This is a genomic window from Halalkalibacter okhensis, from assembly GCF_000787375.1.
Classification (GTDB): Bacteria; Bacillota; Bacilli; order Bacillales; family Bacillaceae_D; genus Halalkalibacter; species Halalkalibacter okhensis.
In genome coordinates, this window is sequence record NZ_JRJU01000021.1 from 12,931 (window position 1) to 36,585 (window position 23,655).

Sequence of the window (23,655 nt, forward strand, 5' to 3'; positions counted from 1 at the left end):
CATGACTAAAATGTACACATTTACATTCTTTGTTTAGAAAATCTCCTTTGCCTCAATGGGTAAGTTTTTTACGTGTATTAGATAGTTTGTCATATTTATATCATCTTCATCTGGATAGCTAAATGAGAAGTATTCAGCTACTTCTTTCGATAAAATTCTAAACAAATCACACGTCATAAAAATTGAATCCCAAAAATGATCATCATTACTATCAGAATAGGTTCCTTTATACATTTCCCAATAAGAGATTGGCAGATATTTTTTATAATACTTGCCCATTTTCCCTGTAGAAATGTTGAAATCATGCTTAATCCCGATCCACCAAGATACGATCTTATCTAAAGAAGCTCTGATAATAGATTCAAACATGTTTTTTGCATAAGGCAATTCATCTCACCAAATCCCTTTTGCCACATTTTGCAAACACCACCAAAAATTATTGGTACAATTCTCAAACATAGGTGTTGTTGGTGGTAGGACATGGTAATCCATATCGGTTGCAGCAGCAGTCCGTGGTAAAATCTGATCTTTATCTAGTAACGGAACAGGTAGCTTATCATTCCGATACACTTTTATCATTTCTTCTTTTGTTTGAATACGAAGATCGATTCGATTCCCATCTTTAAAGAGCATTAAATACGTATAAGAACTGTTATAGTCGATATTTTTTAAACCAATGTGGTTGTCGAGTTTATCTGGTTCCTGCATCATCAGTACTTCACCAAATTTACGAATCCATTTGTCGTCATTTATAAATGATGAGGTTTCCGTTACGACATACACAATGTCATAATCTTGAAACATATCTTTTGGAACATTGGGATTGGTTCTTGAACCATTCATGTAGACTGCACGGATTCGCTCGTCTTTTTCGGCAATTTCTGTTATTAACTTAAACATCACTTCTTCGCTTCGCATTTTTTACCCCCATCACATTTGTGGTTATCTTTTCATTTTATCACGTTCCTAAAATTGTAACTTTTCCTTCAATTACACGGAACCACAACCCTTTTAATAAACTTTAAATCTATATGACGCCTTTTGTTTTAGTTAACCCTATTGTAAAGAAGCTCACATTTATAAACCTTATCATTTGCTTTAATTTCATAAAATTATAAGTGTAAGTAAGAAATCCACAAAAATGAAACTTAGAATGAAAGGATGCGAGCGCAAAGATGAATAAAGAAGAATTAAAAGAAAGAAACCGGAACCGTATTGTGCCTCTTTTTGATTGTGATTACGATTTATTTGATAAGCATTTAGAATTTTATACGGCTCTTGGATTTGAGATCATTTACTACCAAAAGGCTCCATATCGTTTTGCTTCAGTACTAAAAGATGGAATTGGAGAATTTGGCTTTTATGGTGTGAAGAACGCTAAGGAGAATGGCAATAGAGGTGGCTGTTATATCTATGTACCAAATGTCCAAGAAGTGTATGCTGAGTTAAAAGCAAATATAAAATCGTATTATAGAAAAATTCCTTCAAAGGGTATACCTAGAATGTCAAGGGTTAACAAAACAGCTGAGGACTGGCGATTCAACATCACCGATCCGAGTGAGAATACCATCACAATTGGAGAAACGTTTGGTGATTCAACAACTCTTATGGAAGCAGAGGATGAACGAGTAAGAGCCCTAGAGTCAAAATTTGAAAAAGCTTATGCTGCAGCCTATCGTTTAGCCTACTCCAAAGAAGATTTCTTAGCTGCTAGAAACACATTAGAAGTTGCCTTTCGCAAATTCACTGAGGACTTTTCCAATGAAACTTTATTTAAAGCTAAAGTATTACAAGCAGAAATCTTTGCTTCTTTAGGGCAGAAAAGTCAAGCAAACGAAGCTATTCTAGAGGCAAATAAAGTTGATCTAACCACAGGGGAGAAAGAATCTCTATCTGAATTTGTCGACCGACTTAGTGAAATTAATGAACAGATTAGATAGAAATTAAGGTTCCTACATTTTCCGCTAAAGCTACTTTAATAATCAAAGAAGTTCTGCAGGTATGTAGAGCTTTTTTTGATTATTAAAGTGCTAATAGTTATGAGTTACGATCCTGGCAATACGTATAAAAGCCGAGATGTTCGACCTCTTTTTCTACAAAAGTTCCCTTTAGCATTCATTTCACATAAGTTATAATCGTCAGTTATCAATCTTTCTTAACTTTATAATGTAATTCGACAAACTGATTAAAAGTCTGTACCCCTTCTAAAGAGAGGTTCATTTTATATTTCCCTTTAATAAAAAGCGGAATTCCTGTACCAATTAATTTTGGTGCTACAGTAATGATTACTTCATCGACCAAATCTTTCTCTATAAATGAAGTGACTAATTGTCCACCACCCAACAACCATATGTTTTTCCCTTGTTTTCTCTTTAAATTCCGAACGAACACATGGGCATCTTGATTTATAAATTGAATATGTTCCTTCTCCTCATAAGTAGTAGAGCGAGTAAATATAAAACTTTTTTTATCCTTATATGGGTATTCATTCATATTGATTGTATTATTTATCCAATCATACGTCCTTCGTCCCATTAAAACAGTATCGACCGTTTGATAAAAATCAGAAATACCGTTATCTCCTTCTCCATCCACCTCAAATAACCAATCTAACTTTTCTTCTTCTGTAGCAATGTACCCATCTAAACTTGTAGCAATAAATAATACAACTTTTCTATCTTCACTCATATTTACACCTCTTATTTTCAGTATAAACCGATTATAGATTTTTAATATGACAACCTATGTCATATTAAAGTGATATTTTATTGGTTATTATGATTAAAAGAGGTGATTACATGCGTGCTGAAAGATTACTTAATATCATGGTTCTCTTAAAAAATAGAGAAATTATGACGACTGAAAAATTAGCCGAAGAACTCAATGTCTCCCCTAGAACTATTCTTAGGGATATGGACGCGCTAAGTTTAGCCGGAATACCAGTATATTCAATTAGAGGAAAACATGGAGGATGGACTATATTAGAGAGTTTCAAAAATAATCTATTTCATTTGAAACAAGAAGAAATTCATTCACTGATCGCTTCTCCTTCAGGAAAATTATTAAAAGACTTAGGAATGAAAAAGGGAACCATTGATATTAGAGAAAAACTATTAGCCTCTTTATCCAAAAGTGATACAGTTAAAACTAGAACATTTTGGGAAAGAGTATACGTTGATACAGGAACATGGAGAGAATCTAACGATAATACCACATACTTAGAGATCGTCCAAAAAGCAGTTCTTGAAAATAAGAAACTAAAAATGGTTTATAAAAAATTTAATAATAATGAAAGTGAAACATATATTGAACCTTTGGGTCTAGTCGCTAAAAGTAATAGATGGTATTTAATTGCAAGAAAAGAGAAACAATACCGTAACTATAGGGTAGCAAGAATATTATCTGCCACTATTTTAGACGAAGTCTTTATAAGACCGACCAACTTTAATCTAATTAAATACTGGGAGACGTCCAAAAAAGATTTTATTAGTCGTTTACCGCAATATTTAGTTGAAGTTGAAGTAACTAGTTCCATTATCAACCGCATTACTTTTACATCAAAATTTATTCACTCATTAGAAATGAAACAGAGTGCAAATGAAGAGTGGACTTTCGTTAAGTTAACTTTCAATGACAAACAAGAGGCTATTGAATATATTTTAGGATTTGGAGATCAAATCAGAATCATCTCACCAAAGAATTTGAAAGAAGATATCTTACATGCAGCTCAAGAAGTTATTCGTTTATATACGTCTTAACTAAGAACAAAGTAACCGAATTAATCTCGTAATTCTTCTCTTTTTATTTTAAACATCTCACCCTCTTCAAGTAACCTCCCACTTTCTTTATCTTCCTACGATTTGTTGTTCAAGTGGACCCTCATTCCGCTATTCTAGTTAAAAGACATGCTTTTAGCTTGCTTCCGGTTCCTCGTTCCGTTATTTTCCTGTTTTCACCTTGAATTTAATAGGATTTGTGACTTTAGCGGAACCAGGATCCACTTTGCTCCTGTTAGAACCGTTTTTCTCCATTTTAACGGAATGAGGATCCTGTTTGTTTGAACTCTTAAACCAGCTTCAGTTTTAATCATACCAAGCCTTAATAGGTCGATCTTCAGGAAAACCAGCTTTGGCTCGATAGGACTTTCTCTCTTCTGTAAAATCAAACCACTGTTTGCTGCTATCACGGTTGTTCGCATAGTTGATCACACAACGAATTTGGTCTTCAACACAACTATCGGTCCATACGCCTAATTTTTGCTCTAATTGATCAAAGAGTACTGCTCCATTTTGATCTTTCATTTCAGCTAAAGAACAAATATCCAACTCAAAAACTAACTTTTCAGCTAATTTATGACCTATTGAAGGAACGGTTTGAAATTCAGCTAACCCTTTTAATATTTTGGCTCTTTCATATGTAATGGTTAGCATTTGGGCAATTTGTTCCGTACGCAAATAGTGGATATCTCTAATTTTGACTTTTTCTTTTCTAAGTATAGATTTTTCCTCGTGTGTTAGTGGCAATGTAGGATTTGAACTCAAAATCTCCCCTCCCATCAAACTTGGTTTTAATTTTAACATTAATTTCCTTTTATGTACTATAAAGAAAAGTCACACCAGTAAAATAATTAATACAGATCTTCTCCAATAGTAGCACTTGAAAGTTACGTAACGTTACCCATTACACTTAAACCAGAATTAGAAAGGAGTGGTTAATGTTGAAGAACAAAAATTGTTTTTTTACTGAAAGTCCTTGGTCATGGAAAGAAGTAACCTTATTGCTCACGCTTGTGTTGATCTTGATTCCATTCTTTATCGAGTATCTTCTCGCTCAAACTTTAACAAAAAGCTTTCAAAATGAGTTATATTCTGGGACGATGATAGGATTTATCATGTCCATCCTTTTCACTTTAGGTATTTATTTTATTGCGATTAAACCAAAAAAGCTCTCATGGAAAGAGGTAGGTTTTCAGCGTTTTTCAAAGTCGTATTGGGGTCCAATATTCGGTTGGACGATTACTCTTATCCTTTGTAGTATTTTATTGTCATATATCATTGAATGGCTTTTTCTAATCGGGACGGAAAATAGCAAGACGGATAGTCTTACAACTAGATTAACGGCTCTCAACATTATTATTGCCTTTGTTTCCGCAGCAATCATTTCACCGATCTATGAAGAAATTTTCTATCGAGGTTTCTTGTATCGCTGGATTAGAAGTAAATATGGATTAATAGCTGGACTATTAATTAGCTCACTTATCTTTATGATTGTACACATTCCTACTTACAATTCTTTGCCATATACCTTCTTAAGTGGGCTTGTTTTTGCATGGACATATGAAAAAACTCAATCTATTTATCCCGCTATGATTATCCATGCAACTTTTAACGGATTAGCGCTCGTATTAACCGTCACTTTGGCATAATGAATTCATAATCAAAAAGCTACTTGACCTTTATTGATATGTGCATTATGATTGTGAACAACAATAAATCGAAAATTCTAATTAAGCTATGAAAAGGACATGAATCATTTTTCGGTTTCTTACCAGAGAACAGGGTCGTCGGCTGAAAGCCCTGAAGAAATGTATTTGATTTACCACCTTGGAGCTATTATAGGGAAATGAATCCTTCAAAGTATCTATAATCGGGTAATCCGTTATCTTTCTTGAGCATAAAGCATCTTCTTGTCTGTTTTATGGAATCAGGGTGGAACCACGACCGCACTCGTCCCTACTGTTGGGACGAGTGCGGTCTTTTTATTTTAATATCAATAGGCGTTGAAAAGGACATGAATCATTCATTTATTTTCTGTACAGAGAAACAGGGCCGTTGGCTGAGAGCCCTGAAAGAAATGGTGTTTGATTTACCACCTTGGAGCTATTATAGGGAAATGAAACTTCTTCAAAGTATCTATAATCGGGTAATCCGTTATCTTTTTTTAAGCATAAAGCATTCTTCATGACTGCTTTATGGAATTTGGGTGGAACCACGACCGCACTCGTCCCTATTGTTTGGGAGGAGTGCGGTCTTTTTTTATATGAAATTAGGAGGAATTCACATGTCTAATCAATTGGAAAAAGAAAAAAGAAATCATCGAAAGTTAGGTCAAGAGTTAGAATTATTTACTTCAATGGAAGAGGCTCCAGGAATGCCTTTTTTCTTGCCGAATGGAATGGTGGTTCGAAATGAACTCGAAAACTTCTGGAGAAGAAAACACCAACAAGCTGGCTACCAGGAAATTAAAACACCTATAATGATGAAACAAGAACTTTGGGAACAATCAGGTCATTGGGATCATTATCACGAAAACATGTACTTTTCCCATGTGGATGATCAAAATTACGCCATTAAACCGATGAACTGCCCTGGTGCCATATTAATTTTTAATAGCAAACGTAGAAGTTATCGAGAATTACCTATTCGTTTTGCAGAGCTTGGATTAGTCCACAGACATGAACGATCAGGTTCTTTAAATGGACTTTTAAGAGTACGTTCCTTCACTCAAGATGATGCACATTTATTTGTTCGTGTTGATCAGATCGAAGCCGAAGTTGAAAAGATACTTGTCCTAATTGATGAGTTCTACTCCCATTTTGGGTTTGACTATAAAGTGGAACTTTCAACTAGGCCAAAAGAGTATATGGGCTCTGAAGAAATCTGGGGTCAAGCTGAATTAGCTTTGGAATCTGTCTTAAAGGCCAAAGACGTTCACTATCAAATCAACCATGGTGATGGAGCGTTTTATGGTCCGAAGATTGATTTTCATATATTAGATTCTCTCGGAAGAAGCTGGCAATGCGGAACTGTCCAATTAGATTTTCAAATGCCTCAACAGTTTAAATGTGCCTATGTAGGTGAAGACAATCAACTTCATCGTCCAGTTATGATTCATAGAGCGATCTTTGGTTCGGTAGAGCGTTTTATGGCGATTTTAATTGAACATTTTGCTGGGGAGTTTCCTCTATGGCTGGCACCTGTCCAAGCAAAAATCATTCCCATTTCCGATTCTCATGCCGCCTTTGCAGAAGACGTGAAAACTCAGTTTGAATCAGCTGGATTACGTGTGGAAGTGGATGATAGAGCCGAGAAAATGGGATTTAAAATTAGAGAGGCTGAAAAACAAAAGATTCCATATATGATTGTGATCGGTGATAAAGAGATGGAGAACCAATCATTGGCATTAAGAAAGCGAAAAGCGGGAAACCTTGGAGTAATGAACGCCGACGAAACAATTAATCGGTTTATTCATGAAATGAACGATATCAAGTAAACGATATTCCATGCCCGAGAGGATTCTCTTCCTATTGGGCTTTCCCTTACTCTTAAGGTCTTTGTTCGCATAAAACGCTCATTAGTCTTGCTTCTGTATGATTTCTTTAGTAGAACAAGGCAAGCAATGCCCTTGTTCTACCGTTTTTATCATTTTAACAGGATCATTAGTGTGACAATTGTTATATATACACCGAAAAACAATCCAGCACCTTTCAAAATAACGCGACCATAGTATTTTTTCCAAAATTGATTATTGTTGTTTGGGGCATCTGTAGCTACGATTGGATCCATTCCTTTTACATCAATTGGCGATTTCATCAGTTCATATAACTCGCGGCAGTCAGAACAACTTTCTAGGTGTTCCTTAACCATTTGATTTGTCATTTCTGAGCAGTCATTTTCTACATAAAGTGGCAACAAATCTCGAATTAAGCTACACTTCATTTGTATCATCCTCTGTTTTACATAAGTGCTTTCTAAGTTCAAGCTTGGCTCGGTGCAAATTTGTTTTCACCTTTGAAAGCTTCCACCCTACTATTTGAGCAATTTCATCATAGGAAAGCTCTTGATACTCTCGTAAGATCAGAACGGTTTTATAATCTTCTTTTAATAAATCAATCGCTCTCAAAATTTGAGCTTGTTCCGCCTTTTGAGCTACCACTTCTTCCGGGTTTTTGTATGTTCTTTGTTCTAGTGAGGACGTTTTTTCTATCGGATGCTTACTATATTTTGTTTCACGACGATACCAGGTAATAAATGTATTATGAGCTATTGTATACAGCCATGTTTTAACACTAGATTTCCCTTTAAAGGAAGCTAATCCATTAAATGCTTTTAAAAATGTATCCTGAGCAAGGTCTTGAGCTAGCTCCTTTTGTCTCGTTCGTTGAAATAAATAGGTAAAGATCTCTTCATAATAAAGGGAATATAATTCTTCTAACGTACTCCAATTACTCATTTACCATAAGTACCAGATAGACATCCAAATCGTAAGTAAAAGGAAAATACTGTATAACGACATCGTTAACACACGAATCCCCCAAATTTTCTCTCTATCCTCATGAAGAGCTGGATTCCCCTCATGATCCTTTCCGCTGTTTTGACAATACCTACATGTTTCCTCGTGCTTCATCATCCATTGTTTCGTTTCATCCTCAACTTCATCCTCTAAATACAATTCATATAAATCTAGAAATACTGTACACTCAACTTTCTTATTCATAGAGGGAAACCCACTCTTTCGTTTCAATGTCTACCAAATAGAGGCGATGCTCTGCTTTTTTATATGGCTGAATTACGAGTAACCAAGCTACTCTAATGTCATCGTTTTCATCAATGACATAAGTTAATCTTGACCTCGAGGCATAAGGTGTATAATCTAGTGAATTTGCGACAACCTCATATGCTTCTTTGCTAGATGCAACCGTCACCTTTGTCTGTGGTTGGTTATAATAATCGATATTCTTTGAGTAGGTAAAAAGAGGATCCCCCTTTGTATAACCGAATTGATGAACATAGGAAAGCTTCATTTCTTCTGGATTCGTAGCGCTTTTTCTCCACTCCCAAAAATTTGAGCTACGTGTTCTCTCCCAGTCTTCGATTTGAACATTTTTACTATTTAATATGTTAGTTTCTAATTCTTGAAAATCAATTTTTTCATCATTCGTAAGTTCTCCACCAAAATATAGAATTTCTCCTGAGCGACCATCAATATGAATACTATGATCATTTAAAGTAGAAAGATTGATATCAATTGTTTTATTACTATATCCATACCAAACATTATCAACAACGTAGGTAGGCACCTCTTCTCCTAACATTTCATACCACTGTTGTAGAATTAATTCAATGTCTTCAGTCGTAATTAAAACATCTTTTAAAGATTCAATAGGATAAAGATTTAAACGTTCGTGAAATTCTATTAGAGATTCTTTTTCCCACGTAAAAGAAGTGTTCATCCATAAATCTAAGACAACCCCACTGGAATACTTTGGCATCATTTCAACATGAACGCGATCATCTTCTTTAGTAATGGTCGTATCAATTTGATCATCATCTAGCAATGTTCTACCCATTTGTTCCAAAACTTGCTTTGAACGAGCGACATATTCATCAGCAGAAAGAATCTCGCCTTCTGGTTCAGTTTGACGATGAACATTCATCACAACTCCCGAAACCCCGTCGATATCAACGGAATAATTTTTTGACTTTAGCCAATATCGATTGTGAAAATCTTGTGTTTCAGGCTGACGGAATGAGAATTGCTCATCATTTGTAATCCTCATCGCCAATTCTTTCGCCTCTTCAACTTGTATTAAATTCGTTGATTCGAAATATCTCAATCTCAGTTCGGCCTCAGTAGAAGAAAGCGACGCATCCGCTGCATTATAGAGTGGATTACATAATACTAGGAACAAAATAGCGATCATTAACACAAATGGCTGTTTCACCTTTTCTAGTAATTGAGTTTGACTTCTATTTATAAAATGATACGTTAATAATAAACCCAAGAAAACAATAAGATTAGACACTTCCATTAAATCTACTATACCAGTTTCACGCCTAACCATATAAAATAGAGTTATGCATATGCCTACAATTAAATAAAATGGAATGACTGTTATCCAACGAAATTCCCAGTAATTAAGGAAAAACAAATATAGGCTTGATACTATAATCACAGCGATGATGGAAAAGGCAACCACATCCCCAACAGCAACTTCGCCTTTTATTGCAAAAACAAAAAAACTAGTGATTAACTGTAAAGCTGGCAACGTCATTACGGCAATATCAAAAGTATAAAAGGTCCCTTTGTTCTTTTTTTGCTTAATGGTACAAATATAGTAAAAGCCAACGACAATAATATATCCGAAAAATAAAAAGTGTAGAAACTGCCGTAAAGACGGCTGCCTATCGTAAAAAACAGTCGTAATCTCCGTAATATTAACTTGATGTAACATTTCAATCGATAAACCGATAAGTAACACGAAACGTACTGTAAAGCCAACATAAATTGATGCTCTCGTCTTATCCCCATTTCTTATCAAAAAAGTCACTAACCCATAAACGGCTAATAAAGTTAACGTCCATTGAATTATGATTTTGCTAAAATGACTTAATAAAAAGAAGTTTTCAATATGCAAGACGAACCTGCTAATGATCTCCATTTCAAATCCCCTTCTCTTATTTTCTATGAGCTCATACTATTTAGACAATTAAAGAGGAAAAAAGTTTCAAAAATTACCTCAATTTTCAAAGAGCATATACTAACATGAAAAACCCCTTCAAATTATATGAAGGGATCTTAGTTATTTTGTATGATGCTTATTTAGCTTGACTTTCAATTCTGCTTACTTACTTTAAAAAGCTCATTGAACTAAATACCAATAAAGAGATAATAAAAAATAACAGAATGACTAAACAGTAATATGAACATTGTCAGAATAAACTATAGAAATAGAAGAATAACACTCTGCTGTTTTAGCGGATCCTCATTCCGCTATTCTACTTAATAACCTTGATTTGAGTGTAGTTGCGGATCCTCATTCCGTTATTTTCCAATATCGACCTTAAGTTCCATTCAAATTGTGACTTTAGCGGAACCAGGATCCATTTCACTCATGGTAGCACCGATTTTCTCCATTATAACGGAATCAGGATCCACTTTTTCTATGACAAGAATGAATAATCAAATTCTCCTGGAACTCTTCTGCTTCTCTCGTACAACAAGAAGCTGTCGTAACACTTACTTTTCAAATCCAAGCTAGCCTTTTATTGTAGATAAACTAATAGATAAAGGCAGGATTCTCTTTTATATTCAGAAGAATTTCATCTAAATCGGTTGGGCTTAAATGAGTTGTGTTCAATACAAAGCGTTCTTTTACATCTTTACTTTCAAATTCCTTCACTAATTCTAAACACCTTTCACCCATCTGATGTTCTTTATTCCGTAAAGCATCTCTTTTTAATAGTTCATCCTGATCGACCCACAATACAACATAGATAACTTCTACATCACTGACTTTGGCATGAATCTTCTGTACTAACTTTTCTACTTCTTCTGGAAAAGCAACATAATCAATGATTACATTTTTATTCGCCTGAACAAAATTAATACTTAAATCCGCTATATTTTCCCAGACTAGCAATAGAGATTCTTCACTTTCCCACGGAGGAAGGTATCCACCAATAACCATATGATTTATTAAGTCACCTTCAATATAAGCACTCTGTTCAAATAGTTCAGCAAGCCTTTTGGAAGTTGTAGATTTACCTACTCCTGCTGGGCCAGATATAATATAAATTTTTTTCAATTGTTCCCAGCTCCTTGTTCCCCGGATTTAGCTCTCTTTATATCAAAGATCCCAATCATTCCACAAGTTAATACTCCTAATGCTAGTACACCTGTAAGAATCCAATTATTTCCCCAGGTCACGACTGTACTAGATAAGCAGCTTAAAGCAATAGCAATTGCCCCATATTTCGCTCGCCATTTCTCTAATTTTGAAGAATTTCCCTTACTCAAATTGTACCTCCTCCTAGATATTCCCTAATCCCCTTCGCAATTAATCAACCAAATATTACTCTCTCATATATTCTTTTTTTAAAATGCCCATAGTAATTATGTCATGCCATCTACCATTTCTATATAGACTCTCTCGAATGACTCCCTCTTTCTCAAATCCAAGTTTATTATAAATATGTATAGCTCGTTCATTAAGCGAGAATACCCTTAGTGAAACACGATGAAGATTTAATTCTAAAAAAGCATAATCAAGCAATACCTTTAAAGCTTCAGAACCATACCCCTTGCCCCAATATTCTTTTTCACCAATATCAATAATACACTCAGCATTTCTATTTTTTGAATCGATATTAATAAGAGATGTTACGCCAATTGGAGAATGATCCTTTTTCAATTCAATTATATAACTCTTAGATGAATGGGAATTTAGTATAACTTCCTCGACGAATTTCTTCGTTTCATCGATAGAATAAACATCTAACGTTGGACTGGTAGTTATCATGACATCTATATCATTTCTCCAAGTATGATATTTTTCAATATCTTCGTTTCCCATTTTTCGTAATCGAAGGTTTTTTGAGCTTAACACAGTCAACATCCTCTCATCTCACACTAATTACGGTATTTATACGTAGCAAATAAAAAAAAGTTTCCTATTGTTTTACTAAACTGTTTTAGCGCACTTCCCATTAACGAACAAATTTAAAATGAAATAGTTACTAGTTTTGTAATTTTCCATTAATTTTTTCTAAATGGTGCGCATCATGCTTAACGAATATCTTTATAAAATTTTCTCCCGAGAATTTTCTTTTACCACCACCAATTGTAAACCTAACATCTTTATCAAGTCTTGATATTCTGTCATTAAGTTCTTTTCGTGTGGAAACAAAGCTATTAATTAGAGTCACTACTGAATAATCTTTTATCAAGGACATCGCTTCTTCATTAAGTCGGTCATGCTCTGGGAAGTATGTAATTTACAATACCACACTAAATATCTAAAGCTAAAAGCATATATTATTGTTTTAGACTTTTCATTAAAAAAAGAAAAGGCGATTACCTTGTAGCAATCGCCCTCTTATTGTCTTATAGACTCTTCTTTTGATTCATCTTTTCCGCCATAATAATGTATGTTTCATTTGTTGGATTTAACACATCCGTTACTATTAAATCTGTATTTTTTATTTCCTTTTTCATATCCAATATATCAATCCTAGGATGGTTATGATGATCCTTTTCTTGTTTCTCTAACTCAATGCATACAAGAATCCCGCCTGGTTTTAGTACATGTTTAATCTCGTTCAATACTAAATTCAAGTGCTTTGTTTCATGCAAAACTAAGGAGGCTATGACTATATCAACAGATTCATAAGGCAACGGAATACTTTCGATATTCCCTTTAAGAGGATGGACATTTACGATTTTATTTTCGGCAATCCTCTTTTTCATAAAGCTTAACATGTTGCTATCGTAATCTAAGGCATAAACGGTTCCGTTTGTTTTTTGAGCGATGGGAATGGATAAATATCCTGTTCCTGCTCCCAAATCTAAGATATTTTCATTCCCTTTAATCTGGAGAATTTCTTGTAGACTTTCTGGCGTCACTCCTCCTCTTTTATTTGGACTCTCTAAATAGGCAACTTTCCTTTCAAACAGTTGTTTCTTTTCAATAGAATTAAAGTTCTCGTAAGCCATTTAAATCAACTCTCCTTTTCATCATCCAAGACATAAAAGACTCTTAATATCTATAATTAACACAAAAAAATAAGAAAAATGAGGATTATTTTTTATGATCCCTTGTTGCTTCAATCTTTTTTGCAATCTCCATAATAGATTTGCTTCCTAAATCATTTGTCATCTTTTTTTCAGCTTCTATCATCACATTTTCAATCAAACATTCTCCATTTTTAGACTCACCATGCTCTAGCGAACAACTAAATAACGTTGTTTTCCCTTCAATTGCATGTATTACATCCAAAAACGTAATATCCGTAGAATGTTTCACGATACTGTATCCTCCCTTAACACCAGGAGTGGATTCGATTAATCCTGCTTTTACAAGCTTAGTTAGTATCTTCGAAAGATAGGTTGGAGATAGGTTTTGAGTTTTAGCTAATTGATCTACTCCAACTGATTGTCCCTTATGTGCTAAAGTTAAATAAACCATTGTGTGTAGGGCGTAATTTGTAGCTTTTGAATATTTCATTCATGTTCTCCTTATAGATATATTAAAGACCTTTTATGTCTGTAATTCAGTATAAACTTGCTTTTGACAAATTACAAGGATAATGACATTTTTATTGAAAGGGAAATTAGATTAAATAAATAAGACTTCATTTCAGGAAAAATTGATCAAAATGAAGTCCTACGGTTTCAGTCATACTTGGTTTAATCATGTCTCGGCTGCATTATTTTATGATTTAATCTCTTCACTATCCAGAAAAATATCATTTAACTGGTCAACATTATCTACAATATAAGTAGGGTTAACGCAACTTAATTCCTCAGATGAACCATATCCGTAAGTTACTCCAATAGAATCGATTCCCGTATTTATTGCCCCGATCATATCGTGCTTTCTGTCGCCAATCATAATAAAATCTCCAATTGTATAATCAGTATATTTATCTAGTATGTATTGAATGATTTCAGTTTTTGATGCCCTTGTCCCATCAAGATTACTTCCAACAATACGTTCAAAATACTTGTTTATATTAAAATACTCTAGTATTTTCTCTGCAAAAACAGTAGGCTTTGAAGTTGCCACGACTAAAATATATCCTCGTTCTGTTAATGATTTTAAGAGCATGGGAATATTTGAATATAACTCATTCTCAAACATCCCTTTTTCCTTAAACCTTTCTCGATATAAATCGATTGCTTTTTTTGTATTTTTCGTATCAAGATGGTAATATTCAGCAAATGAGACGTGTAACGGTGGTCCAATAAAACATTCTAATTTATCAATATCAGACTCAATGATGTCCATTTTGTGTAGCGCATATTGAACCGATTTAGTTATTCCTACTTTCGGATCTGAAAGTGTTCCGTCTAGATCAAATAAAATCACTTTATATTTGCCCATATGAACCCCTTTTTCATTACAGTTTTCGTTAACAAAAAAACAAATAAGTAATAATTCACCACATTAATACAAGCACTGCTGTTAATATTATTCGTAAGAGTTTCATTAGAAAAACCTTAAAACTAACACAATAGATATCCCTATAATCATTCCAATATCTGAAGCAAAACTTTTCTTCTTATTTCTCTTTTCAAATACGGTAATCATCTTCCCAAGTATTACTAGTACCATTGCCGTACTGATTACAGTATGACTAAAAGTTGAACTGAATGTCACTTCGTCAGACATTAGAACGATAGATATTGGAATGCCAATTAAAAGGATGGCAACCAAATAAAAGAGCCATTTCCATTTCCCCATATTTAAGCAGTATCCTCCTCAATTATCTTGTGATTATCTTAGTAACTCCTTTTCCCTAAGTAGTGCCACGTGCAACGCTCTACTTAGGTGCTAAATAAGATTGGTCTCGAACAACTACTGTTTCAGGCACAAAACGAATAAGAACATTACGATCATCTAAGTCCCTAAAACGTGGGTCCCACTTCAACTCATCTTCTCCCAAATACTTCGACAGTAACCGATTAGCGATTGCTTTATTAAACGGTTCAACGGTTCCTCTCCCTCTGAAACCCGCGTGTAAAACCAATCCCTTTCTATAGTCAAAATCAATGATTCCAATTGCACACTTTGGGTTTCTTTTTATTCGATCTGGAAATGTATCTGAAGAGGTACCAATGATCCAAATTTCATTATTCTCCCATTGAAACCAAACAGGCGAATCCCTTGGGGAGTCACTCACTGCTGTAGATAAATGTGCAAATAAAGGCTTCTTTAGAAATGTATCTAAATCAAAACTTCTCCTCTTATCTCTAATCATTTTCATTTTTTCGTCCCCCTAATTAAGAAACAAAGCTGCATGGATCAACGGTCTGCCAAAGTAACGGAAAATCAGCTTTGAATCTCCTTATATATTTTCAACGTAAATTCCTTAAAAGGTGTCGAAGGTAATAAGTTGAAATTACCATATGCCTGTTTCACTGAATTAAGAGCAGCTTTCTTATCTCCTAACTTTAGTTGACATAGAGCTTTAAATGTATCCATGACATAAAATATTGATAAATCAAAGGGGTGATGTACGTCTGGAATCACAACCTTATTTAACAAAAGTAAGGCTTCTTCATAACGCCCTAAATAATAACATGCCTTTCCCTTTTCCAATATAAACCATGTATTATAAAACCCGTCTGTATCCGAGTCTGTAAGCAACTGATCAATCTCTTCTAATGCTTTTTCATATTCCTGTTCTTCTGAAATGAGGCCCATAATATGGAATAGTTTATAGAAATGGATAGAGAATGTATTATCCGCGAATTCTCCGTATTGCCTTAGTTTTTCTAAATAAAAGTCTTTCTTCTTCTCGTCCCTAGAAATCATTCCCTCGCAAGCAGCAAGTCGATATAAATCATCAATTCGATAAAAAATCTTCTTTTCCTTTGAGAACTGAATTGCATTCTCCATAATCCTTATGGCCGACTGGGAATTGCCCACGGCAAAATGCAAAATGGATTCACGATAATCAAGATCAAGCCTTGTTAAAGGATCAATATAACCAAAAGTTGTTTCGATGATCTTTCGTTCTTGTAAAAAGATCGTTAAAGACTCCTCGTATTGATGTTCAAGAAACCTCAGATTCACCCAGAAGATAGCGATGGAAGCCCGATTTGACGAGATATTCAATTGCTCAAACATTTTTGCTGCCGATTCGGAAGCCTCTAACCAGTTTGCTTTCTTCTCTTTCCAAAGAGAATAGCTATAAATTTCTAACAACCGAGCTGCCTCATAACCTTGGGGTAAAACATCCGATAAAGGCTCGATTAGTTTTATGAGCTGATTATTCTTATCAGTCATTTTTGGGTCATCATCATTATATATCTTTTCCGCTTTTTCTAATATTCCTCGAAGTTCCTCTGAGCTGACCGTATCCAACAAATCGCCGACATCGACACCTAATTGTTTAGCTATATAGGTTAAGCTCTCCATAGATGGATTTGCTTTATTATTTTCGATTAAGCTGAGCATTCCTTTTGATAATTCGTTGCCAGCAAGTGCTTCAAGTGTTAGCTTTTTTTGCTTTCGTAATTTCTTAATACGCTCTCCAAGCATTGTACGTCCTCCCTAAACCGCCCATTTGTTTAATTATATTAAACTTTTTGTTGAAAAGGAAGAGCAGTGCATGGTATGATTTGTTTAATTTAATTAAACTTTTGAAGAAGAGGTGCGAACATGGACGATAAATGGAAAGTGAAAAAGGCAACCTATCACCTGTATACGTTTATGATTAGTAAGCTTATTTCTACATTTGGGGCTCAAATTTATACATTCGCCATCAGTTTCTACATTCTACAAATGACAGGTTCTGCAACAAGTTTTGCAACGAACTTAATCTGCAATATTCTTCCGAGGACCATTCTTGCCCCTTTTGCTGGAGCGATTACCGATAGATACTCGAAAAAAACGATTGTTATTTGCGCTCAAATTGCCACTACCCTCACCATTGTTGGCCTTCTCATTGTCACGTTAACTTCTGGACTTTCTTTGCTTTCCATTTATGTCACGACCATTATACTGTCTCTGACCTCAACGTTTTCAGGAATTGCCTTTACTTCTTCTATAACTGGATTAATCAATAAGGAACGTATCCAAAAAGCCATGTCTCTAAATCAAATGTCGATTTCCTTTGCTGCCGTTGGGAGTCCTGCCATTGGTGGCTTACTATATGGAACGGTATCGATGCCGATCTTTCTTTTGGTCTATATGACCGCATCTATCCTTGCTGTAATTCTTGAGTCAACAATGAACTTCCGGCTTTTCAGTCAACCGAAAGAAGAGAAAGAGGGAGAACAGAAAGAATCGATCCTAAAGAGTATAAAGCTAGGCATTGGCTATTTGAAATTGCAGCCTGTTATTGTTCTTATGTTGTGGATTGGGTTAATGGTAAACTTTTTGTTTGGAGCCTTTGAAGTTGGATATTCGTATATTCTTATTGAAAAACTGAAAATGGAATCACAGCATTTTGGTTTTACACAAGGGGCTTTTTCCGTTGGCATGTTATTGATGTCACTGTATTTTTCAATTAGAAAAGAAGTAAAGTTTCCACTTCTTATTTCCAAACGGGGAATTCTAGCATTGGGTGTGATTATGGGAGCCATTTCCTTACCGTTGATAAGCACCTTACCCAATAATCTTGTATTTGTTTATTATTTAATACTCATGTTCTGTTTCGGCTCCATCATTATTGTTATTAACACACCATTACAAGTCATGCTACAAAAGACAATTGATGATGCTTATAAAGGACGGGTATTTTCAATCATCGAAACGATGTCGATGGCACTCATTCCACTGGGAATGGTCATGTACGGCTTTCTATACGATATCTTTCCTGGTCAATGGATCCTCCTTCTGTCTGCGGCTTCCCTAATTATTGTTGTTCTTTTCCTTGCAAGACCATCCATGCTTCGTAAGGCCCATCCCGAGCTTTCTAATGAAAATGTAGGGATAACAGGGAAGGACAAAACTGTGAATGTAGAATTATAAAGGAGAAGTTCAATAGAGCAAAAAGCGTGGTCATTGCGATTAAAGGGTTCAGTTTAGGGAGAGAAAACGATAAATAACACTAATATTCAGACCCAAATCACATTAGATTTGGGTTAGTTTAATTTCATAGTTATAGCAATGGATACGCTTTTTTGACACGGGAATTAGCAGCCATTAACATGCTAGACTATTCGCTATTATTCACTGGAGAAAAACTATGTTAAAACGCCTGTTATGTTAGATGTTATTTAACGTATGTTTCACTAAAGGCTTTTTGGGATTTTATGTTAAAGTGATAACGAGGCTTATTCAACGGGCAGAAAAGTTGAATAGTATGTACGGGGGAGTGCCTAATGTTCAATTTTATATTATTACTTGCAGTTTTAGGAATGTGGTTCCTATTTGAGAAAGTCGTAAAGAGAAAGTTTCAAATGGAGGACGATAAGATTTCAGAAACCAATAGTGGTTATGAGATATACGTGTATGGTAATTGGACCATTGCAATACTGGCAATTGTTTATTTTTTCATTATATTAAATTGGTGGTCGGACTATTTTAATGGATGGTTATCTGTCTTTATAATTGTTACAATTGTGTATGGTTTTGAAGCATTAATGAAACGTATATACCTTAATCACTCTAAAGCGTATCTTGTTCCACTTATTCTTTTAATACCTTGGTATATATCTATCATGTTCTTATCTATATTTTTATAGTAAAAATAAAATTAGTTCCAAGTTGTTGTTACTTATCATATTCAACGGGCGTTTGGTTAAACAACTCATTTTCCCATCTAGTAAAATGGGGTTTGTGAAAGGCTTATAAAATCAAAAGGAGTGGTTCTTTGTCAGAAATAATTACGAGTAATGGTTTATTAGCTGCAATAATATTTTTTCTAGTGTTCCTACTTCAGCAAATTTCAATTGTTTTGGTCCGTCGTATCAATAAAGATAAGATAGAAGATATCAATAAATACTTTTATAATTCATTGGCTACCCCTGAGCGAAGAAAAAAAATTATTATATTATTAATTATTGGACCCTTATCTATTTATTTATTGTCTCTTCTAGCAGAAGATGGGGATATAATTTACACAGCATATTTAGGAGCCTCGCTATTCTCCATAGCTTATTTTATTAACCTATGTATATCAATATTAGTAACGGGGTTTATATTATCGAAGCAAGGTGAGAATTATTTAGATTTAGTTTTGAAAACGGATTTGGTGCTAATCGCATTAGGTTTAGTTTATTTTATTATTTACATTGCATTTTCTGAAACGGCGTTTATTATGGCTAGTTTCCTATCTGCTATTGCCATAGGTATTTCTGATTATATCAAAGTTAAAAAATTAATAAAGAATAGAACATTATAATTGTATTTCTTGAACGGGGGCATTAATGAAAACCGAAAATTTTGTTTAGAACTTAATGGGGGGGTATGATGGGGAATTTTGGTATGTATGTATTAGCTTTAATTGTTTTGACATTTATCGTTTTTATGATTGGTGCAACTCTTCTAGGTGGTTCTAGTAGTCCCTATACTGATTTAATATTAACATTCATTGCCGTATATTTAGTAACTTCAAAATTTAAAATAAAAAAGGATGAAAGTAGTTAAAGAGAGAAGTTTCCTCAACTCCCTCAATTAGATAGTGATAGCTCTCAAATACGAACGGAGGCGTTAGTTGAAGAAGGGACTAGAATATGAGTAAGAGCACAGATTAAATATCTGTGCTTTTTTGTATGCTGATTTTACTGTTAATTTGGTTGAGAAAGAAATGCTAAATGGGCTGTTATTTAGCTTTCAAATTCACATTTCCCCTCCCAAAAATGAACCCATTACATTGCGATCACCCTTTTTTATGATTGTTAAATAAAAAAATCGTTCTCGTTAAAGGTCACTGAAAAAGGCACGATTTTCACCTTTTTCAATGGTCTTTAATCAATGAGCCGAACCGTTGCCTTGCTTAAGCAATTTATAAGTGGGTTTCTAGTAGCTGGCGTGCAACTTGTGGAACCATTGCTGATTTCTCGATAGAAGACGCTTTTTTTGCTAGGAAACAAAATGAAATTAGACCCGTTTTTAATGTACGCCTACACTAGTACTTCTTCTTTCTAACAATATCGTATCACGCCATCTCCCATCCATTTTACCTATTCGTTCTCGTCGGCCCACTTCTCGGAAACCGTTTTTATAATGTATTTTAAGACTTGGTACATTTTCAGGGAAAATTCCCGATTGTAGCATCCAGAATCCATGTTCTTCACTTTTTTCAATTAGGGACTTTAACAGGAAACTTCCTATTCCTTTCCCCTTACTAAATTGACTAACGTAAATACTAACTTCTGCAACCCCTGCGTAGACACATCTATTTGAGACAGGACTTAATGCAGCCCACCCTAAAATTTCACCTTCTGATCGTACAACTAATCTACTTTTTTCAGTATGACTGTTATCCCAATCCTCCCAAGAAGGAGCTTCTTTTTGAAAAGTTGCATTTCCAGTAGCAATTCCTTCACGGTAAATTTCTCTAACCCGTCCCCAATCTTTTGGTAGCATTTCATCAACAAATATAGGATTTTCCATTTAATCACCTTCTTTCCTTGATCCATAAAACGTTTATCTATTCTTTAAGAGCATTCGCTTAATTAATCTAATCTGCCCGCGGTGATTTATTTCATCTTCCATAACATGATACCAGAGCCAGTAGTTATTATGAGCAACACCATTTTCCCAATTGTTCTCCTGAAACAACCATTCTTCTTTTTTGGAACTTAACTGAGATAAAGTTTTCTCTCTCGTTTCAAATAATACCTTTAAGTAATAATCAAGTGGTTGATTTTTGATCTCATTACCTGCTTTCTCTCCAAGAAATAAAGCTGATTCCCAAAAGGTATACTCCGTTTCATTTAAATCTCTTTCTTCAAATGAAATAACCTGATGGACAAACTCAATCGCAGAGATATGCATTAAAAGCGCACCGATTGAATTAGCACCGTCATATGCGTAGTAATCTAAATCATCCTGACCTAAATCTTTAATATCATCCAGTAATACTTTTCGTGAATACTCTAACATGGAAACAAGCTCTCCCATTCTCCCATCATAACCATCTCTTTGTTTGATTCTAAAATCCATGTTTATTCTCCTCCCGCCCCATATCTATTAAGACTAACAAGAAATGAAAGAAGAACAAGACTGAAAATTCTTCATTTTTAATGTTATAATAGTAAATAGGGCAAACTGAAAAATCAGTTTGCCTTGTTTACTCTTATTAAGAAAACGGTCTCCACTAGTTAAAGCTTTTATCTTCAATTTTTACGTATATTCTCGCTTTGCTGATTTGGCGGATCCTCATTCCGCTATTCTAATTAAAAACCTTGTTTTAAGTGTGGTTTCGGATCCTGGTTCCGTTATTTTCCTATTTTGTCCTTAAAGTTCATTAGTTTTGTGACATTAGCGGAACTAGGATCCTCTTAACTCCTGGGAGAGCCATTTTTCTCAATTTAACGGAATCAGGATCCACTTTGTCTCTACTCTACCATCTCAATATTAGCCCTTTAATGCTCCGAAGTTTACCAGTTATAAAGATTGACTTGTTTCTACTCTAGTAGCTTTTCTACCTTTAACCTGCTTTAACGTTGCAACTATAAGAAAGCTAACGATTACTAATAAGAGCCATGAACTAACCTTTCCTAAATGAACGAGACTCCACGCATCGGTTTGGTTTGGATATTCCCACGCGCCAAAGAAGGTGGCAATATTTTCGGCTATCCATATAAAAAATCCAATCAGCACAAAGGATAGGGAAATTGGCATACGGTAACGAGTTCCATTCACCTCGTATGTGACCCATGATTTCCAAAAGACGATAATAACCAATCCAGATAGCCACCAACGGATGTCAATCCAATAATGATGAGTGAAAAAATTCAAATAAATCGCAGCTGCGAGTGTAACGACGACTAAAAACGGTGGCCACTTAATTAGTTCAACCTTCAACCTCCGCCATGCTTGGCAAAGATAACTCGCTACACTTGCGTACATGAATCCACTATACAAAGGCACACCAAAAATTTTGAAATAGCCTTCCTCTGGATAAGACCAAGACCCCATATGTACCTTAAAAATCTCAAGAGCAAGACCGATAACGTGGAACAGTGTAATAACCTTTAGCTCATCTCGTGTTTCGAGTCCTGAACGAACCATCCACCACTGCATGAGAAGACAGATGATTAGTAACCAGTCATACCGTGGCAAAAAGGGGAGTGGGATGACTTGCGTTAAAGCCAAAGAGGCAAAGATAACGACAGGAAACAAGCATGATAGAGCCTGCTCCCAGCCAAAATGAACAAGTTGACTTACTGCTCTCATATGTTTTACCTCCATTTACTCTTTGGCTTCATCATCACTTCGATATTCTAAAATATCTCCCGGTTGACAATCTAAAGCCTTACAAATCGCCTCTAAAGTGGAAAAGCGAATCGCCTTTGCCTTTCCGTTTTTCAAGATAGAGAGGTTAGCCATAGTTATTCCAACCCTCTCTGAAAGTTCCGTTACACTCATTTTCCTTTTAGCGAGCATCACATCAATATTAATTATAATTGCCATCATATTCACCTCAAACCGTTAAATCATTTTCTGATTTTATCTTGATCGCTTCTTGTAAAAGTTTCTGGAGAACAGCAGCAAAGACGGCGATTACCGCTGAACCAAAAACAACTACTAACCCGATGACTATGATACCTGGCGCGTCGTCCACCTCTGCGATGAGATATAGAAATGGCTGAGCTATTAAATAAAAGCTACCGATTGTGATTGCACAGTATTTTATTATTTTTAAAGCTCTTACAGAAATTTGGGAGAATGCTATGTTCTTATCAATGTAGCTTAAAAGTCGAAACGCCTGATACAAGGCAATAAAATACGGAATCGCTGTAACATACATGATGATTACAATTGGATATAGCATATGGGCATAATCTGGATTCACTGGATTATTAATCAACCAAGGTAAACCCAATAGACATAGGGCAAGAACGGGAGCCCCAATTAGAAAAACAGCTATTTTTAAAAAGAGTGTTGAACCTTGTTTCATAAAAAACACCTCACTTCATTTATAAAATTGATTATAATACACTTTTTATTGTTTTACGATAAAAAAATATCTT

Annotated in this window: 28 protein-coding genes, 1 pseudogene and 2 other annotated features; of the genes and pseudogenes, 8 read left to right on the forward strand and 21 right to left on the reverse strand. The window is 34.8% G+C overall.

Annotated features, from left to right (window positions below; all coding sequences use genetic code 11):
- Positions 1-33: 33 nt before the first annotated feature.
- Positions 34-918, reverse strand: a pseudogene (locus LQ50_RS15095) (aminoglycoside 6-adenylyltransferase).
- A gap of 257 nt (positions 919-1,175) precedes the next feature.
- Between LQ50_RS15095 and LQ50_RS15100 the strand changes: the two are divergent.
- Positions 1,176-1,940, forward strand: a complete 765-nt coding sequence (locus LQ50_RS15100; RefSeq protein ID WP_034630868.1) for a DUF8817 family protein — start codon at positions 1,176-1,178, stop codon at positions 1,938-1,940.
- A gap of 205 nt (positions 1,941-2,145) precedes the next feature.
- On the opposite strand, the gene LQ50_RS15105 is transcribed toward LQ50_RS15100, so the two are convergent.
- Complete coding sequence (locus LQ50_RS15105; protein ID WP_034630870.1) at positions 2,146-2,688, reverse strand: dihydrofolate reductase family protein; 543 nt, start codon at positions 2,686-2,688, stop codon at positions 2,146-2,148.
- A gap of 110 nt (positions 2,689-2,798) precedes the next feature.
- On the opposite strand from LQ50_RS15105, the gene LQ50_RS15110 reads away from it, so the two are divergent.
- A complete protein-coding gene (locus tag LQ50_RS15110) occupies positions 2,799-3,758 on the forward strand; it encodes a helix-turn-helix transcriptional regulator (protein WP_034630873.1) in 960 nt (319 codons plus the stop codon).
- A gap of 324 nt (positions 3,759-4,082) precedes the next feature.
- Here the strand turns inward: LQ50_RS15110 and LQ50_RS15115 are convergent, their stop codons facing one another.
- On the reverse strand, positions 4,083-4,541 hold the full coding sequence (locus tag LQ50_RS15115; protein WP_237563724.1) for a helix-hairpin-helix domain-containing protein: 459 nt from the start codon (positions 4,539-4,541) through the stop codon (positions 4,083-4,085).
- Positions 4,542-4,714: 173 nt separating this feature from the next.
- Here LQ50_RS15115 and LQ50_RS15120 point away from each other — a divergent pair, with 173 nt between their 5' ends.
- Entirely contained in the window at positions 4,715-5,425 is a 711-nt protein-coding gene (locus LQ50_RS15120) for a CPBP family intramembrane glutamic endopeptidase (protein ID WP_034630877.1), read from the forward strand.
- A 79-nt stretch (positions 5,426-5,504) separates the two neighbouring features.
- Positions 5,505-5,737 (forward strand) — a binding site (T-box leader).
- 33 nt (positions 5,738-5,770) lie between these two features.
- Positions 5,771-6,011 (forward strand) — a binding site (T-box leader).
- Between the two features lie 49 nt (positions 6,012-6,060).
- Positions 6,061-7,272: a threonine--tRNA ligase gene (thrS, locus tag LQ50_RS15125; RefSeq protein ID WP_052144790.1), complete on the forward strand. Its 1,212-nt coding sequence runs from the start codon at positions 6,061-6,063 to the stop codon at positions 7,270-7,272.
- 149 nt (positions 7,273-7,421) lie between these two features.
- Here the strand turns inward: thrS and LQ50_RS15130 are convergent, their stop codons facing one another.
- From LQ50_RS15130 to LQ50_RS15195, 13 genes are all read right to left on the reverse strand, one after another.
- Complete coding sequence (locus LQ50_RS15130) at positions 7,422-7,718, reverse strand: zf-HC2 domain-containing protein (RefSeq protein WP_034630878.1); 297 nt, start codon at positions 7,716-7,718, stop codon at positions 7,422-7,424.
- Positions 7,708-8,232, reverse strand: coding sequence for a sigma-70 family RNA polymerase sigma factor (locus LQ50_RS15135; RefSeq protein WP_034630880.1), 525 nt, complete (start codon positions 8,230-8,232; stop codon positions 7,708-7,710). The genes LQ50_RS15130 and LQ50_RS15135 overlap by 11 nt, the downstream gene beginning before the upstream one ends.
- Entirely contained in the window at positions 8,233-8,496 is a 264-nt protein-coding gene (locus tag LQ50_RS15140) for a hypothetical protein (protein WP_034630881.1), read from the reverse strand. It abuts the gene before it with no gap.
- Entirely contained in the window at positions 8,489-10,441 is a 1,953-nt protein-coding gene (locus LQ50_RS15145) for a hypothetical protein (protein ID WP_034630883.1), read from the reverse strand. Before LQ50_RS15145 ends, LQ50_RS15140 begins: the two co-directional genes overlap by 8 nt.
- Positions 10,442-11,059: 618 nt before the next feature.
- Positions 11,060-11,587 (reverse strand): AAA family ATPase, encoded by a 528-nt coding sequence (locus LQ50_RS15150; RefSeq protein WP_034630886.1) that lies wholly within the window; start codon positions 11,585-11,587, stop codon positions 11,060-11,062.
- Positions 11,584-11,799 (reverse strand): hypothetical protein, encoded by a 216-nt coding sequence (locus LQ50_RS15155; RefSeq protein ID WP_034630888.1) that lies wholly within the window; start codon positions 11,797-11,799, stop codon positions 11,584-11,586. Before LQ50_RS15155 ends, LQ50_RS15150 begins: the two co-directional genes overlap by 4 nt.
- 55 nt (positions 11,800-11,854) lie before the next feature.
- Complete coding sequence (locus LQ50_RS15160) at positions 11,855-12,397, reverse strand: GNAT family N-acetyltransferase (RefSeq protein WP_034630890.1); 543 nt, start codon at positions 12,395-12,397, stop codon at positions 11,855-11,857.
- 488 nt (positions 12,398-12,885) lie between these two features.
- The gene (locus LQ50_RS15170) at positions 12,886-13,494 is read right to left on the reverse strand and encodes a class I SAM-dependent methyltransferase (RefSeq protein WP_034630894.1); all 609 of its coding nucleotides are present in this window, start codon (positions 13,492-13,494) and stop codon (positions 12,886-12,888) included.
- Positions 13,495-13,579: 85 nt separating this feature from the next.
- Positions 13,580-14,005 (reverse strand): Rrf2 family transcriptional regulator, encoded by a 426-nt coding sequence (locus tag LQ50_RS15175; protein ID WP_034630896.1) that lies wholly within the window; start codon positions 14,003-14,005, stop codon positions 13,580-13,582.
- A 207-nt stretch (positions 14,006-14,212) separates the two neighbouring features.
- On the reverse strand, positions 14,213-14,884 hold the full coding sequence (locus LQ50_RS15180; RefSeq protein ID WP_034630898.1) for an HAD family hydrolase: 672 nt from the start codon (positions 14,882-14,884) through the stop codon (positions 14,213-14,215).
- Between the two features lie 105 nt (positions 14,885-14,989).
- The gene (locus LQ50_RS15185) at positions 14,990-15,244 is read right to left on the reverse strand and encodes a hypothetical protein (RefSeq protein ID WP_034630901.1); all 255 of its coding nucleotides are present in this window, start codon (positions 15,242-15,244) and stop codon (positions 14,990-14,992) included.
- A gap of 79 nt (positions 15,245-15,323) precedes the next feature.
- The gene (locus LQ50_RS15190) at positions 15,324-15,767 is read right to left on the reverse strand and encodes a pyridoxamine 5'-phosphate oxidase family protein (protein WP_034630904.1); all 444 of its coding nucleotides are present in this window, start codon (positions 15,765-15,767) and stop codon (positions 15,324-15,326) included.
- Positions 15,768-15,832: 65 nt separating this feature from the next.
- A complete protein-coding gene (locus LQ50_RS15195; RefSeq protein ID WP_034630906.1) occupies positions 15,833-17,047 on the reverse strand; it encodes a helix-turn-helix domain-containing protein in 1,215 nt (404 codons plus the stop codon).
- 120 nt (positions 17,048-17,167) lie between these two features.
- On the opposite strand from LQ50_RS15195, the gene LQ50_RS15200 reads away from it, so the two are divergent.
- The 4 genes from LQ50_RS15200 to LQ50_RS25465 all read left to right on the forward strand — a co-directional run bounded on the left by LQ50_RS15200 (position 17,168) and on the right by LQ50_RS25465 (position 20,101).
- The gene (locus LQ50_RS15200; protein ID WP_052144793.1) at positions 17,168-18,481 is read left to right on the forward strand and encodes an MFS transporter; all 1,314 of its coding nucleotides are present in this window, start codon (positions 17,168-17,170) and stop codon (positions 18,479-18,481) included.
- 353 nt (positions 18,482-18,834) lie between these two features.
- Entirely contained in the window at positions 18,835-19,197 is a 363-nt protein-coding gene (locus LQ50_RS15205) for a DUF4181 domain-containing protein (protein ID WP_034630907.1), read from the forward strand.
- 128 nt (positions 19,198-19,325) lie between these two features.
- Complete coding sequence (locus LQ50_RS15210; protein WP_034630908.1) at positions 19,326-19,856, forward strand: hypothetical protein; 531 nt, start codon at positions 19,326-19,328, stop codon at positions 19,854-19,856.
- 68 nt (positions 19,857-19,924) lie between these two features.
- Positions 19,925-20,101 (forward strand): hypothetical protein, encoded by a 177-nt coding sequence (locus tag LQ50_RS25465; protein WP_161784688.1) that lies wholly within the window; start codon positions 19,925-19,927, stop codon positions 20,099-20,101.
- 465 nt (positions 20,102-20,566) lie between these two features.
- On the opposite strand, the gene LQ50_RS15215 is transcribed toward LQ50_RS25465, so the two are convergent.
- From LQ50_RS15215 to LQ50_RS15235, 5 genes are all read right to left on the reverse strand, one after another.
- Positions 20,567-21,070 carry a GNAT family N-acetyltransferase gene (locus LQ50_RS15215; protein WP_034630909.1) on the reverse strand — a complete coding sequence of 168 codons (504 nt, stop codon included), beginning with the start codon at positions 21,068-21,070 and terminating at the stop codon, positions 20,567-20,569.
- 33 nt (positions 21,071-21,103) lie between these two features.
- On the reverse strand, positions 21,104-21,622 hold the full coding sequence (locus tag LQ50_RS15220) for a DinB family protein (RefSeq protein ID WP_034630911.1): 519 nt from the start codon (positions 21,620-21,622) through the stop codon (positions 21,104-21,106).
- Positions 21,623-22,066: 444 nt separating this feature from the next.
- Positions 22,067-22,858: a DUF817 domain-containing protein gene (locus LQ50_RS15225; RefSeq protein ID WP_034630913.1), complete on the reverse strand. Its 792-nt coding sequence runs from the start codon at positions 22,856-22,858 to the stop codon at positions 22,067-22,069.
- Between the two features lie 15 nt (positions 22,859-22,873).
- On the reverse strand, positions 22,874-23,095 hold the full coding sequence (locus tag LQ50_RS15230) for a helix-turn-helix domain-containing protein (RefSeq protein ID WP_034630915.1): 222 nt from the start codon (positions 23,093-23,095) through the stop codon (positions 22,874-22,876).
- A gap of 10 nt (positions 23,096-23,105) precedes the next feature.
- On the reverse strand, positions 23,106-23,582 hold the full coding sequence (locus tag LQ50_RS15235) for a DUF2975 domain-containing protein (protein ID WP_034630916.1): 477 nt from the start codon (positions 23,580-23,582) through the stop codon (positions 23,106-23,108).
- Positions 23,583-23,655: the final 73 nt, after the last annotated feature.